This is a genomic window from Mesorhizobium sp. WSM4850 (assembly GCF_055811735.1).
Genome location: NZ_JBVVPV010000009.1, coordinates 40218 through 54430 on the forward strand (window position 1 = coordinate 40218; position 14213 = coordinate 54430).

Here is a 14213-nt window from a genome sequence, read left to right on the forward strand (position 1 = left end):
CATAGTGCGGGAAAGCGGAACACCCGATGACGCTTGAACTCAGTGCGGGCGACCAGTCGATGCTCGGCGGCGAGCACGGCCGGGCCGTGGCCGCAGCGATGAAGATACTGGTCGCCTTTTCCAACGCCGTCGGCGCGCGCAAATTGTTGGACATTGCCGGCGCGCATATCGACGGCTGCCTCTATCACGGCCAGGCCAGCCTCGATTTCGTCGAAAGGCTGGTCGAGGGCGGCGGCCGCGTCCGCGTGCCAACAACACTCAATGTCGGTTCCTTCGACCTCATCCATCCCGGGCTGGTGAAGATGCCGGCCGCGCAAGAGGTGCCGGCGCGGCGGCTGATGAAGACGCATCTAAAACTCGGCTGCCAGGCGACCTTCACCTGCGCGCCCTATCAGACGCGGTTCCGGCCGGGCTTTGGCGAGCAGATCGCCTGGGGCGAGTCCAACGCAATCGTCTTTGCCAATTCGGTGATCGGTGCGCGGACCAACCGCTATGGCGATTTCATCGATCTGTGCTGCGCGATGACCGGGCGCGCGCCGGCCTGGGGACTGCATTTGACCGATAATCGGCGCGGCCAGATCCTGTTCGAGCTGACCGGTTCTTTCGAACCTGCCGATGCCCTGTTCGTCGGCGTCGGGCTGGTCATCGGGCAAGCGAGTGGCGACCGCATTCCTGTGATATCGGGCCTGCCGCAGCCGCGCGACGAGGATCAGCTGAAGGCGCTTGGCGCGGCGGCGGCAACGACGGGTGCGGTGGCGCTGTTTCATGCGGTCGGCATCACGCCGGAAGCAAGGACGCTCGACGAGGCATTTCGCGGCGTGGCGCCGGAGGCGACGATCCGGATCTGTCGCGCCGACATCGACCAGGCGCTGGCAAAACTGTCGAGCGTCCCCGACGGCGCGCCGCTTGCGGCCGTATCGCTCGGCACGCCGCATTTTTCGCACGAGGAGTGGAAGCGCCTGCTGGCAATGCTGCGCGAGGTGGCGCCGGGCAGGGGCATTCCGATCTACGTCAACACCGGGCGCGCCACTTTCAAGAGATTGCAGGACGAGGGCGAACTTGCCGGCATGGATGCGTTCGGCCTCATTCCGGTTACGGATACCTGCACCTATGTCACCTCGGTGCTCGAGCGTCTCGACGGCGTGGTGATGACCAATTCCGGCAAATGGGCGCATTATGCGCCCGGCAATATCGGCGTGTCGGTGGTCTTCGGCGACCTGGCAGACTGCGTTCGCTCGGCCGCTGCCGGCCGCGTCGTGCGAGGCGCGCGATGAGCCAACAGGACAGTCGAGCGCAGAACAGAGTTGGCACGTTCCAGCTTGCCGGCGAGGCGCAGGGATCGGCGCTGGTGCTGTCGCATGCGCTCAGCTTCTGGGGCGGCGTCGATGCCGAAACGGGCGACATCATCGACCGTTCGCACCCGGGCGGCAACCTCGCCGGCAAGATCCTGGTGATGGCATCCGGGCGGGGATCGTCGTCCTCGTCTTCGGTCCTGGCCGAGGCGATCCGCCGGGGCACGGCGCCGGCCGGCATCATCCTGCAGCGGCCCGATCCGATCCTGGCCGTCGGCGCCATCGTCGCCGAGTTCCTCTACGAAATCAGCATGCCGCTGGTCGTCTGCGACATATCGGGCATTGTCTCCGGCGACCGGATCGCGATCGGCCTCGGCGAGGATGACCGGGCGATCGTCAATATTGGGCAATGATCTAAAGTGAGTGATTGGGAATTGTCGCGTCGAGTCGCGGCTAGCCCCTTCTCCCCGTTTTCCACGGGGAGAAGATGCCGGCAGGCAGATGAGGGGCAGCACCAGCGTCGGAATTTCTACTCAACGTTCGCGCTGCCCCTCACCCTTACCCTCTCCCCGTGAAGAACGGGGAGAGGGGGATCGCCTGCGTTGCATTCGCCATCAAAACAGTCTTTTTCAGCCGGCCATCAGTCCTGCCGTGCCACGTCGCCAGTGGGCCGCCGCCAGCGTCTCGTCGCGGCCAAGCCCGAGCGTGCCGCGCCAGTGTTCGCGAACGATCCTGGCGGCAGCTGCTTCCGCCGCGAACCAGCCGAACGCTGAGCCGGTCGGCCATGCGGAGGCGATCCCGGTCGTCGTCGTCCCGAAGACAACAGTCCGCACGCATTGAGCTCAAGATTACCTTGATCGCCGCAGCGCCACAGCCTGCACCTGCTGGCTCTCTTTCCCGGGTAATCCCGGGACCCTTCCGTTCAGATCTCCGGGATGCTTTCCCTGAAGATCACCTGCAGCCTCGGCTGGTGCAACTCGTAGGGCAAGCCCCTGATCGCGTGGGTCAAGGTGTTGAGCGCTTCGCGGGCCTCGACGCGCGGGTTCTGGTCGATCACTGCATCGAGCGTGCCGTCGAGCAAAAGCTCCTTGGTGCCTTCGGTCACTTCATGGCCGAGAAACACGGTCGACAACGCCCGCACTCGCTCCTTGAGCGCGCGGGCGATGCCGGTGTTGCCGGCGCCGACATTGTAGATCGCGGCCAGGTCCGGATGCCGGTCCAGCAGGGCGGAGGCCTCCGCATAGGCCTTTTCCCGGTCGTCGAGCATCTCGCGCATCTCGACGATCTGCAGATTGGGCGATTCTTCCGTCAATATGTGGCGGAACCCCATCTCGCGTTCCTCATGGCCGCGATAGGAGAGCGAGCCGGCGAACAGCGCGACCTTGCCCGGACGACCGGCGCCCATGAAGCGGTTGAGCAGATAGCCGGCGAGCCGGCCGGCGGCGCGGTTGTCGATGCCGATATAGGCGACCCTCGGCACGTGCAGGATGTCGGACGCTATGGTGACGACCTTGACGCCGCTGGCCGACAGCGAACGGATCGCCTCGCGGACCGTCGGGTGATCGAGCGCGATGACGCCGACGCCCTGCGTCTGGCCGCGCAATTCCTGCAGCAGGCGGGCAAGCCGGTCGGGATTGAAGCCTTCGATCGTGGCGACGCGAACATCGAGGTCTGGCCGCGATTGCGCCTGCGCCTCGATGTGCCGGTGCAGCATCTTGATGAAGGAATTGGTGCCGGCGGGCAGGGCGAAGTCGAGCCGTATCACATCACCGGACAGCGCGTGGCGCGTGGTCGGGCTGTTCGAATTCTCAGCGATGTAGCCCAGCCGCTGCGCCGTTTCCAGCACGACCTCGCGGGTGCGCGCCCTGACCCCGGCGCGGTTGTTGAGCACACGATCGACCGTCGCGGCTGAAACGCCGGCTTCCCGGGCTATGTCTGTCAGGGTGGACCGCACAGTCGATCACCTCACTGCTTGCGCGCTACGCGCATCAAAATCGCGCGCTCAATGGTTCGAATGCCGGACGACGGCTTCATGCCATCCGCGATTCTGATGGGAAATGATGTATCCGGCCTGAGCCGATGCGCAAGCCGGCGCGCTACACCAAATTCGTCGAGCCGGGCCGAAAAGGATCGGCGCGGCACTCGCTCCCTCAAATTCAAGCACTAGGTGCCGTTGGCTGACCTCGCTGGACTGCATCCTCTCCCCTCAATTGCGATGTTATGACGTGTTTTGATTATTTATGATGTTGACAGCCTTCCCATACTGCCGTCAATATCCATCATGAGGGCCGTGGAGGAACAAGGCCCTCGAGGGAGGACTTCCAATGTCTGATATGATCCGCATGTCGCGGCGCCGTCTGCTGGCGTCCGGTGGAAAGGCGGCCGTGCTTGTTGCCGCCGCAGGTATCGCACCGAAATTCATCCGCCCCAGCCGCGCCTACGCGGCCGATGCGCTGGCGCCGGGCATGATCGGCGGCCCGACCGGCTTCGACGGCTCGGAGCGCTATCAATATGGGCCCGACACGCCGGAAGGCCGCGCCATCGAGGCGGCCAAGGCGATGAAGGGGGCCGGCAAGGCCCCGGCCAAGATCGTGCTTGGCCTGTCCGACGGCTCGATCGGCCAACTGACGCAGCAATTTCCCGCCGGCGCGCCCTCGATCAAGGATCTGTGGGAGAAGGAAACCGGCATTCCGATCGAGATCGTCGGCGTGCCGAACGGCCAGGAATTCACCAAGACGATGCAGGACATCTCCACCAAGGGTGGCGCCTATGACATCTACGCGGTGGAATGGAACCGTCTCGGCGACCTCGCCGAAACCGGCGGCATCCTGAAGCTCGACGACTTCGTCGCCCAGTACAAGCCGGAATGGGACGACCCCGAGCGCGGCTATGTCGACGGCGCCAAGGGCGTCTCGCTGCTCAACCAGTATCGCGGCTCGACCTATGGCGTGTCGCTGGACGGCGATTTCCAGACTTGGGTCTATCGCACCGATCTGTTCGGCGACGCGGCCGAGAAGAAAGCCTTCTCCGACAAGCATGGCTATGAACTGGCGCCGCCGAAGACCTGGAAGCAGCATGACGAGATCGCCGCCTTCTTCCATCGCCCGGACAAGGGCCTGTTCGGTTCGACCGATCTGCGCAACCAGGGCTGGGGCTACACCAACTGGTATCAGCGTTATGTTTCAATGGCTTCGCCAAATCAGTTCCTGTTCGACGATACCGGCAAGCCGCTGATCAATTCGCAGCAAGGCATTGCCGCTGTTAACGAGTACATCGCCTCGCTGGCCCACCATTCGCCGGATGCGATCTCTTGGGGCTGGCCGGAGCAGTACGGAAATTTTGCCAAGGGCGGCGCCGCGATGACCTGCGCCTTCTCCAACCTGCCAATTTTTGGACAATGCCGGCAACAAGGATTCAGCCGTCACCGGCAAGATCGGCTCGATGCTGCCGCCCGGCCGCGAGATCGACGGCAAGCTGATCAGCCGCTCGGTGCTGTGGCTCAATCTGTCGGCCTCGGTCTCGTCGCAGGCCAAGAATCCGGAGGCCTGCTACCTGTTCCTGCAGTGGCTCGGTTCGAGCCGCATCTATGCCTGGATGACCGCCAATCCGGGCGGCTATTTCGATCCGTTCCGGTTGTCGGATTTCTCCGACCCGCTGGTCCGCCAGACCTATCACGCCTACCACATGGATGTGGTGCGCGAGACGGTCGCCCGCACCGTGCCGACCATCAACTATCCCGGCGCCACCGCCTTCCACAATGCGCTGGACGAGAACCTCGTTGCCGCGCTGACCAAGGCCAAGACCCCCGAGCAGGCGATGGTCGACACCGAGGCCGAATGGAAGAAGATCGCCCGCCGCACCGGCGAGGAGAAGCTTCTCGAAGCCATCAAGACCAACAAGGAGGCCTGGCCCACCGTTCTCGATCCGATCAGCTGATCTTCCTCCCAGCATACGAATGGAGGGGAGGAGTTTGCTCTTCCCCTCCGCAAACGATGGTACCAGCAAAGCTGCAAAATGAAGCGTTCCGTTCCTTTCGAAATATTCCGCTATGCAGCGATCCTTGCTGCTATGGCGGTGACGCTGGTGCCGATCCTGTGGATGGTCTCGATGGCCTTCAAGCCGATCGCCGAATGGTCGGCGACCGGCGCCGACCTAACCTGGTGGCCGAAGAACCCGACGCTCAGCAATTTCCGCTTCGTCTTCGGTGAATCGACTAACAACCTGATCGTCGCGCTCGACCGTACCGCCCTAAAACCGATCCTGTCATCGCTGCTGTCGGCGGTGTTCGGAACGGCGATCGCCATGTCGGCGGGCACCGCGGCGGCCTACGGGCTGTCGCGCTTCGGCTCGGGCCAGAACCTGCCGCTGGCGCTGATCCAGCTCCGCCTGTTTCCGCCGATGGCGGTGATGACCCCGGTGATGATCATGTGGGCCTTTCTCAACTTTACCGACAGCTGGTGGGGGCTGTCGCTGATCTACGGCATCGTCACGCTGCCCTTTGCGTTCTGGCTGATGAAGACGTTCTTCGACGACATGCCGCGCGAGATCGAGGAAGCGGCGCTGGTCGAGGGCTGCTCGCGATTGCGCGTCTTCACCCGCATCACGCTGCCGATGATGCGCGCGCCGCTGGCCAGTGCCGCGCTGTTCGTCTTCATCCTCAACTGGTCGGACTATCTGATCGCGCTGCTTTTGACGACACGCGAATGGGTGACGGTGCCGGTCTACATGGCCTCGCTGTCGTCTTCGATGACCGGCCAGCTCTACGGTGCCAAGGCGGCACTCGGCCTGATCGCGGCGGTGCCGCCTGTCATCATGGGCATCGCGATCCAGCGCCATTTGGTGCGCGGGCTGACCTTCGGGGCGCTCAAGCAATGAGCGCCGTCACCGCCACGATTCCGGAGGACGTGATGAAAACCGTCCAGGCAAAGCCGACCCTTCGGGACGAAGGGGTAAAGCTCGGTTTCCGGCTGACACTGCCGGCGCAGATCCTGGTGCTGTTCATCGCGGTGTTTCCGCTGTTGATGCAGCTCTATATCAGCCTGACCGACTGGTCGCCGCTGTCCGGCCTCGGCTGGTGGAGCGCCTGGTCGCTGTGGAACAACTTCGCCAACTACACCGACCTTGCCGCCGACGCGCGCTTCTGGAGCGCGCTCAAGAGAACGGCCATCGTCATGATCGTCTGCGTGCCGGCGGAATTCCTGCTCGGCTTGGCACTCGCCACGCTGTTTGCCGACGAGTTCCCGGGCAAGCGGATCTTCTATTCGATCCTGCTGATGCCGATGATGGTGGTGCCGGCGGTGGCCGGCTACATGTTCTTCATGCTGTTCCAGTCGGGCGGACCGGTCAACGACATCCTGTCGGCGCTATCAGGCTTTCCCGTCACCATCGCCTGGCTGTCGGACCCGACGCTAGCGCTCATCGCCGTCATGCTCGCCGACATCTGGCAATGGACGCCGCTGATGTTCCTCATCCTGCTTGCCGGCCTGGTCGGCGTGCCCGAGGACCAGATCAAAGCGGCCACGCTGCTTGGCGCCAATCCCTGGCAGCGCTTCGTCACCATCGTGCTGCCGAAGATGAAGACGATCATCATCATCGCACTGGCAATCAGGGTCATCGAGAACTTCAAGATCTTCGACACGCTCTACATCATGACGGGCGGCGGTCCCGGCGTCGCCACCGAGACCATTTCCGTCTACATCTACAAGCTCACCACCCAGGACCTGATCTGGGGCTATGTCGCGGCGATCGCGCTGGCCATCCTGATCGTGCTGTCCATCGCCGCGGTGTTTGCCATGAAGCGCATGGCCCGCGCGCGGGAGGTACCGGCATGAGTGCGATCCATCTGCAGAACCTGGTCAAGAAGTTCGGCGACTTTACCGCCTTGAAGACGATGGATCTTGCCATCGCCGACGGCGAGTTCATGGCGCTGCTTGGGCCGTCGGGCTGCGGCAAGTCGACGACGATGAACATGATCGCCGGCATGGAAGAGCCGACCAGCGGCAAGATCGTGTTCGGCGAGCGCGACATGGCCGGCGTGCCGATGCCGCGGCGCGGCGTCGGCTTCGTCTTCCAGAACTATGCGATCTTCACCCATATGAGCGTGCGGCAGAACCTCGCCTACGGCCCAAAAATGCGCGGCGCGCCGAGGGCAGAGATCGACCGCCGCGTGGGCGCGATCGCCGAGATGCTTCAACTGACTTCGCTGCTCGACCGCAAGGCCGGCAGGCTGTCGGTCAACATATTGCAGCGCGTGGCGATCGGCCGTTCGGCGATCATGGAGCCGGCGATTTTCCTGCTGGACGAGCCGCTGTCCAATGTCGACGCCGCCTTCCGGGCTGTCATGCGGACCGAATTGAAACAGCTGCAGCGTCAGTTCCGGCAGACCATGGTCTATGTCACCCACGACCAGCTCGAAGCGATGACCATGGCTGATCGCATCGCGGTGATGGACCATGGCGTGCTGCAGCAGGTCGGCACGCCGCTCGAGGTCTACAACGATCCGGCCAGTGTCTTTGTCGCCCGCTTCATCGGTGCGCCGGGCATGAACCTGCTCAAGGGCAGGCCGGCGGAAAGCGGCCGTGGCCTGGTCATCGATCTCGGGCCGATCGGTGTCACGCCGCCGCTGCCGGACAATCTCGCCCCGGCGGTGAGGGCCGCGCGCGAAGATGTGCTCTACGGCTTTCGGCCTGAGCAGGTGATTCTCTCAGACCGCGGCCTGTCGATGCCGGTAACATTCGTCGAGCGCATCGGCGCGCGCACCATCGTCCATTTCGGCCAGGGCGAGAGCACGGTGAAGGCGGTGTTCGACAATGACGTCGGGCTGGCGATCGGGCAGACAGCGGTTGTCGCGCCGGCCCAGGCGTCCGTGCGTGTGTTCGACGCCGCCACCGGCCTTGCCATGAAGGCGGGCTGAGACCATGGCCGATATCGTCTTCCGCAATGTGACGAAACGCTATGGCGACACGCTCGCCGTCGACGACGCCTCGTTCACTGTCAACGACAATGAGTTCTTCTGCTTCTTCGGCCCGCCGCTATCGGGCAAGTCGACGGTGCTGCGTCTGGTGCTCGGGCTGGAGACGCCGGACGCCGGCGAAATCCTGATCGGCGGCAGGCCGGTCAACACGGTGTCGCCGGCCGAACGCAATGTCGCCATGGTGTTCCAGAACCTGGCGCTGTTTCCGCATATGAGCGCGCGCGACAATGTCCGCTTTCCCCTGGTCGAACGCCGGGTCGCCGAGGCCGAAATCGAAAAGCGTGTCGCAGACGTCGCGGCCAAGCTGCATATCGGCCACATCCTGCATAAGCCGCCGGCGCAGCTTTCGGGCGGCGAGCGGCAGCGCGTGGCGATCGCTCGGGCGCTGGTGCGCGACCCCAATGCCTATCTGATGGACGATCCGATCTCGGCGCTCGACGCCAGGCTTCGCGAGGAGACTCGCGTCGAGCTGAAGCGCATCCAGCGCGAGCTCGGCAAGACGCTGATTTATGTCACGCACGACCAGGAAGAGGCGATGTCTGTCGCCGACCGTATCGCCATTCTGGAAAACGGCAGGATCAGGCAGACCGGCGCGCCGGCCGAGATCTATGATCGGCCGGCCAGCACCTATGTCGCGCGGCTGCTCGGTTCGCCGATGATGAACATCTTGAAGTCGGTGCGCGGCGCGGAAGGCATGGAAGCGGCCGAAGGCACGATCCGCATCGCGGACAAGGCCGCGCCGGCCGATGCCGTCGAGATCGGGCTCAGGCCGGAAGACATCAAGGTCCGGCCCTGGCAGGATGGGGAAATATCGGATGATGGAATGTCGGTTGGGCGCGCGGGCCGCCCGGCGCGAGTGTTCGAGGTCGAGCCGCTCGGCGGCTACACCGTGGTGACACTCGCCGCCGGGCAGGCGCGTCTGCGGGCACTGCTGCGCGGCCAGCCCGATATCAGGCCGGACGCGATGGTGGCGATATCCTGCGAGCCGGGCAGGGTGCATTATTTCGGGCAAAGCGGGGCAGCGTTGGCACGATGACAGCGGTTCTAAGAAACGAGCTTCGGGAGGATCAGATGGCTGGCGAAGGAATAGCGGGCAAGGACTTCGAGCCGGACGTTAAAGTCCGCACCAGGGAATACAGGATCGGCTGCGTCGGCGCCGGCATGATCATGGCCGAATGTCACCTTGCGGCCTACCAGGAAGCTGGTTTTCCCGTGGTGTCGATCGCCTCCAGGACCAAGGCCAGCGCCGAGAAGGTCGCCAGGCGCTGGGAGATACCGACCGTCCACGACACGCCGGAACAATTGATCGAGGACAAAAATGTCGAGATCATCGACCTTGCGTTTCCGCCGGACCAGCAGCCGGCACTGATCCGCCATGCGCTGAAGCAGCAGCATATCAAGGCGATCCTGGCGCAAAAGCCGCTGGCGCTGTCGCTCGATGAAGCGGTCAAACTGCGTGACGAGGCGGCCAGGGCCGGCAAGATCCTCTCGGTCAACCAGAACATGCGCTACGACCAGTCGATGCGGGTGCTGAAGCAGATCATCGACAGCGGCGCGCTCGGCGACATCGTCTTCGCCCAGATCGACATGCATGCGATCCCGCACTGGCAGACGTTTCTCGAGGACTACAACCGGCTGACGCTCGCCAATATGAGTGTCCACCATCTCGATGTGCTGCGTTTTCTGTTCGGCGATCCCGACGAGATCACCACGCTGACCCGCAAGGATCCGCGCACGCGCTTCGACCATTCTGACGGCATCACAGTTTCGACGCTGCGGTTTCCGTCCGGCGTGCTCGCTGTGTCGCTGGAGGATGTCTGGTCCGGCCCGCGCCAGGACGGCTACAAGGACGACCAGCACATCAACTGGCGCGTCGACGGCACCAAGGGCGTCGCCAAGGGCACGATCGGCTGGCCGACGGGTTCGGCCTCGACGCTGACCTATGCCTCGACCGAGATCACCGACGGTGAATGGGTCACCCCCAGCTGGAGCACGATGTGGTTCCCGCACGCCTTCATCGGCGTGATGGAGCAACTCCAGCATGCGGTCAAGACGGGTGAGCCGCCGGCACTTTCCGTCGCCGACAACGTCAAGACCATGGCGCTGATCGAAGCCGGCTATCGCTCGATCGACGAGCGCCGCACGGTCAAGCTGTCCGAAATCTCGATAAACCCAATCAACTGAATCGCTTACAGGGAGAATTTCATATCATGATGCAGGCAGGTATCTTCACGGGCTATTTCCCGTACGGCCTCAAGGAAACCGCGCAGAAGATCCGCGCGCTCGATTTCAACACGGTGCAGCTCGACCTGCATTTCAGGGATATCGACCTGTCGGTCGGGCAGATCACCAAGGAAAAGGCCAGGACAGTTCGCGACACGTTTCGCGACCATAACCTGCCGGTGTGCTGCGTGTCGGGCTACACCAACATCATTCATCCGGACATGGGCGAGCGCGAGAGGCGCGTCGGCTATCTCAAGGAGATCATCCGCAATGCGCGCGAATTCGGCACGCCTTACGTGATCTCGGAAACCGGCACCTACAACACCGAATCCGACTGGGTGCACCATCCCAAGAACAAGACCGAGGAAGGTTTTGAGGAATGCCGCAAGGTCATCGCCGACCTTGCCCAGACCGCCTACGACCACGGCGCGGTGTTCCTGCTCGAAACCTATGTCAACAATGTCGTCGGCTCGGTCGAGGAGACGGTGAAGATGTTCGCGCAGGTCGACCATCCCGGCCTCGGCCTGTTGATGGATCCGACCAACTATTTCGAGACCCATAACATCGACAGGATGGACCAGATCCTGAACCAGGTATTCGACACCCTGACCGACAAGATCAAAATAGCCCACGCCAAGGACGTCAAGCGCTCGGGCGGCGACAAGTCGGAGAAGCACGCCGATATCGGCGACGAGGACGCGCTGGAAAGCCACACTTTTCGCGGTGTCGGCGAGATCGAGCTGCCGGCGCCCGGCCTCGGTTCGCTGAACTACGACCTCTATCTCAAGCGTTTGGCCGATAAGCACCCGAACATCCCGGTCATCATCGAGCACCTTTCGGAGGACGACGTGCCGCGCGCCAAGAAATTCCTCGACGAGAAATTCCGCGCCAACGGACTGTGACGGCCACAAAAAAGGGAGGAAGAGAATGTTGAGATTCGTATCGAAAATCGCGGCTGCGGCGACCGTGTTCGCCGGTGTTGCACTGGCTGCACCGGCGCTGGCGCAGGATGCTCAGAAGACGTTCTACCTGCTGTCGCATGGCGGCCCGTCGGACGCCTTCTGGATCGACTGGAATGCAGGCGCGACCAAGGCCTGCGACCAGCTCAAGGTGACCTGCAAGATCTCGTTCAGCGGCGGCGACATGGCGGCGCAGAAGGAGGCCTTCAACTCCGCACTTGCCGCCAAGCCGGACGGCATCGCCACCACCTCGGCGCAGCCCGGCCTATGGAACGAGGAGGTCAAGGCAGCCAAGGCGGCTGGCGTCCCGATCGTGTTCTTCAACACCGACGATCCAGCGACCGGCCGGCAGGCCTATGTCGGCGCCGACATCAGGCAAGCCGGCGTCATCTGGGCGAAATATCTGGTCGACCACAAGATGGTGAAGCAAGGCGACAAGGTGTTCCTGCCGGTGGAAGTGCCGGGCGCCAGCTATCAGCAGCTCGAGACCGAAGGCATCGCCAGCGTCTTCGATCCGCTCGGCATCAAATACGACGTGGTCGATTGCGGCACCGATCCGGCCGGCATCATCGCCAAGATGACCGACTACATGGTCGCCAACAATCCGCCGGCGATCATCGCGCTCGGCGATTCCGTGGCGGCCAGCATCAAGCGGGTGTTCGACGGCGCCGGCGTGCCGGCCGGCACGATCCCGGTCGTAGGTTGGGGCAATTCCCGGGAGACCGCCGAAGCCGTCAAGGCCGGCTTCGTCAACGCGGCTGCCTGGCAGTTTCCGTCGGCGCAGGGCTTCATGCCGGTGGCGCTGCTCGGGCTTGCCGCCGCGGGCGAACCGATCGGCTACGATATCCACACTTTCAGCCTCTACGACGCATCGAGCGTCGAACCGATCCTGAAACTCTACGACAAGTGATTGAGACTGACGCCCGCTGCGCAGGCGGCGGGCGCCGCCCTGAGATATGGTCCAAGCAGTCATGACTATCGCCGCAGAACAGGAAATGCCGCGCTCCAAACGCAGGTCGAGCCTGATCCGCTCGCCGCAATTCTCTTCGCTCGTCATCCTGATTGTCCTGCTGGCGGTGTTCGCGATCGCCGACGGGAACTTCCTGTCGCCGCTCAACATCTCCAACATGATGGCGTTCCTGCCCGAACTCGGCATCATCGCGCTCGGCATGACGCTGCTTCTGACGGCGGGCGAGTTCGACCTTTCGGTCGGCGCCGTGTTCGGCCTGGCGCCGGTCGTCGTCCTGCTTTTGGTGCAGAACGGCGGGTTCGATATCGGCATCGCGCTGCTTGCCGGGCTATTGCTGTGCGTGGCGATCGGCGCCATCAACGGGCTGATCGTCACCAAGATCGGTATCTCCTCCTTCCTGGTGACGCTGTCGATGCTGCTCGTCGTGCGAGGGGCGGCGCTCTACATCACGCAAGGCTTTCCGCTGAAATCCTGGGACCAGCCTGGCTTTTTCGTGACACTGCTGGCCGGCAGCTTCAATATCGGAACGTTCCGTTTCTATACCTCGCTGTGGTGGTTCATCGGCCTGTCGCTGCTGGCGATCTACGTGCTGCACTACGCCAAGCTCGGCAACTGGATCAGCGCCATCGGTTCGAACCGCAACGCTGCGGTTGCGCGCGGCGTGCCGGCCGATGCGGTCAAGGTCTGGCTGTTCATCCTGACCTCAGTGCTGGCGGGTCTGGCCGGCATGATCAGTGCGTTCCGCATCTCGGCCGCCTCGCCGGTAGCCGGCACCGGATACGAGCTCGAAGTGATCGCCATGGTGGTGGTTGGCGGCACGGCGCTGACCGGCGGGCGCGGCACCATCCTGGGCACCATCGTCGGCGCGCTGATGCTGCGCAGCATCCGCAACGGCATCGTACTGGTTGGTGTGCCGGGGCTTGCCTACAATATCTTCGTCGGCGTCATCATCCTTGCCATGCTCATCCTGCACGCTTTGCTGCAGAAGAACGCCGCCAGGAACTGACCATGGAAGTGCTTCGGCTGCACAATCTGCAAAAATCCTTCGGCAGCGTTCGCGCGCTGAAGAGCGCCTCCTTCACCCTCAACGAGGGCGAAGTGGTGGCCTTGCTCGGCGACAATGGCGCCGGCAAATCCACGCTGATCAAGGCGATCTCCGGCGTCTTTCCCGTCGACCGCGGCGACATCTATGTGCGCGGCCAAAAAGTCTCGATCCGCTCGACGCGCGACGCCATGGATCTCGGCATCGAGACGATCCACCAGGATACCTCGTTGGCGCCGGACCTGAGCATCGCGCGCAACCTCTTTCTCGGTCGCGAGCCGGTCAATCTGAAATGGCTGGGCGTGTTCGCGCCGCTCGACCTCGCCAAATTGCGTGATGCCGCCGCGGCACTTTTGAAGCGCGTCGGCATCTCGAAAAAACTCGACGCCGATGCGCTGGTCAGCACATTGTCGGGCGGTGAGCGCCAGTCGATCGCCATTTCGCGGGCCATGCAGTTCGCCGCCAAGGTCATCATCCTTGACGAGCCGACCAACAATCTCGGCGTCGAGGAAACGCACGGTGTGCTGCGTTTCGTCAAGGAGATGCGCGCCGCCGGCCATTCGGTGCTTTTGATCACCCACAATATCCATCATGTCTTCCAGGTCGCCGACCGCATCATCGTCATGCGCCGTGGCGAGATCGTCGCCGAGCAGACGGTCGCCGATACCGATCTGCTGACGGTGGAGAGCATCATCACCGGCGCCGACATGTCGGCCCTGCTCAAGGAGACGAGAGCGAAGTGAAGGAACTGGCC

At 63.4% G+C, this 14213-nt stretch carries 14 protein-coding genes and 1 pseudogene; 13 read left to right on the top strand and 2 right to left on the bottom strand.

The annotated features are described in order from the left end of the window. Positions 1 to 26: 26 nt before the first annotated feature. Together AC0L2Z_RS12000 and AC0L2Z_RS12005 are read left to right on the top strand one after the other, a co-directional pair. Complete coding sequence (locus AC0L2Z_RS12000; RefSeq protein ID WP_473628111.1) at positions 27 to 1274, top strand: aconitase X; 1248 nt, start codon at positions 27 to 29, stop codon at positions 1272 to 1274. After that, positions 1271 to 1705 carry an aconitase X swivel domain-containing protein gene (locus AC0L2Z_RS12005; RefSeq protein WP_473628112.1) on the top strand — a complete coding sequence of 145 codons (435 nt, stop codon included), beginning with the start codon at positions 1271 to 1273 and terminating at the stop codon, positions 1703 to 1705. The genes AC0L2Z_RS12000 and AC0L2Z_RS12005 overlap by 4 nt, the downstream gene beginning before the upstream one ends. Before the next feature lie 216 nt (positions 1706 to 1921). Here AC0L2Z_RS12005 and AC0L2Z_RS12010 read toward each other — a convergent pair whose 3' ends face one another. Both AC0L2Z_RS12010 and AC0L2Z_RS12015 read right to left on the bottom strand, forming a co-directional pair. Next, positions 1922 to 2125 (bottom strand): SIP domain-containing protein, encoded by a 204-nt coding sequence (locus AC0L2Z_RS12010; RefSeq protein ID WP_473628114.1) that lies wholly within the window; start codon positions 2123 to 2125, stop codon positions 1922 to 1924. 89 nt (positions 2126 to 2214) lie between these two features. Then, entirely contained in the window at positions 2215 to 3246 is a 1032-nt protein-coding gene (locus AC0L2Z_RS12015) for a LacI family DNA-binding transcriptional regulator (protein WP_023798621.1), read from the bottom strand. 604 nt (positions 3247 to 3850) lie between these two features. On the opposite strand from AC0L2Z_RS12015, the pseudogene AC0L2Z_RS12020 reads away from it, so the two are divergent. From AC0L2Z_RS12020 to AC0L2Z_RS12070, 11 genes and pseudogenes are all read left to right on the top strand, one after another. Beyond that, positions 3851 to 4597: pseudogene (locus tag AC0L2Z_RS12020) on the top strand (ABC transporter substrate-binding protein); the annotation flags it as partial. An 85-nt stretch (positions 4598 to 4682) separates the two neighbouring features. Continuing rightward, positions 4683 to 5228, top strand: coding sequence for a hypothetical protein (locus AC0L2Z_RS12025; RefSeq protein ID WP_473628149.1), 546 nt, complete (start codon positions 4683 to 4685; stop codon positions 5226 to 5228). Positions 5229 to 5306: 78 nt separating this feature from the next. After that, positions 5307 to 6167, top strand: a complete 861-nt coding sequence (locus tag AC0L2Z_RS12030) for a carbohydrate ABC transporter permease (protein WP_123152066.1) — start codon at positions 5307 to 5309, stop codon at positions 6165 to 6167. Beyond that, positions 6164 to 7123, top strand: a complete 960-nt coding sequence (locus tag AC0L2Z_RS12035) for a carbohydrate ABC transporter permease (RefSeq protein WP_123152065.1) — start codon at positions 6164 to 6166, stop codon at positions 7121 to 7123. The genes AC0L2Z_RS12030 and AC0L2Z_RS12035 overlap by 4 nt, the downstream gene beginning before the upstream one ends. Next, on the top strand, positions 7120 to 8205 hold the full coding sequence (locus AC0L2Z_RS12040; RefSeq protein WP_473628115.1) for an ABC transporter ATP-binding protein: 1086 nt from the start codon (positions 7120 to 7122) through the stop codon (positions 8203 to 8205). Before AC0L2Z_RS12035 ends, AC0L2Z_RS12040 begins: the two co-directional genes overlap by 4 nt. A 4-nt stretch (positions 8206 to 8209) precedes the next feature. Then, positions 8210 to 9301, top strand: coding sequence for an ABC transporter ATP-binding protein (locus AC0L2Z_RS12045; RefSeq protein ID WP_128247700.1), 1092 nt, complete (start codon positions 8210 to 8212; stop codon positions 9299 to 9301). Positions 9302 to 9336: 35 nt separating this feature from the next. Next, entirely contained in the window at positions 9337 to 10449 is a 1113-nt protein-coding gene (locus tag AC0L2Z_RS12050; RefSeq protein WP_473628116.1) for a Gfo/Idh/MocA family protein, read from the top strand. A gap of 26 nt (positions 10450 to 10475) precedes the next feature. Then, positions 10476 to 11390 carry a sugar phosphate isomerase/epimerase family protein gene (locus tag AC0L2Z_RS12055; RefSeq protein WP_473628117.1) on the top strand — a complete coding sequence of 305 codons (915 nt, stop codon included), beginning with the start codon at positions 10476 to 10478 and terminating at the stop codon, positions 11388 to 11390. Between the two features lie 25 nt (positions 11391 to 11415). After that, positions 11416 to 12357, top strand: coding sequence for a sugar ABC transporter substrate-binding protein (locus AC0L2Z_RS12060; protein ID WP_473628119.1), 942 nt, complete (start codon positions 11416 to 11418; stop codon positions 12355 to 12357). Between the two features lie 61 nt (positions 12358 to 12418). Next, entirely contained in the window at positions 12419 to 13423 is a 1005-nt protein-coding gene (locus tag AC0L2Z_RS12065) for an ABC transporter permease (RefSeq protein WP_473628121.1), read from the top strand. Continuing rightward, the gene (locus tag AC0L2Z_RS12070; RefSeq protein WP_473480040.1) at positions 13420 to 14202 is read left to right on the top strand and encodes an ATP-binding cassette domain-containing protein; all 783 of its coding nucleotides are present in this window, start codon (positions 13420 to 13422) and stop codon (positions 14200 to 14202) included. Before AC0L2Z_RS12065 ends, AC0L2Z_RS12070 begins: the two co-directional genes overlap by 4 nt. The last annotated feature ends 11 nt before the right edge of the window (positions 14203 to 14213 follow it).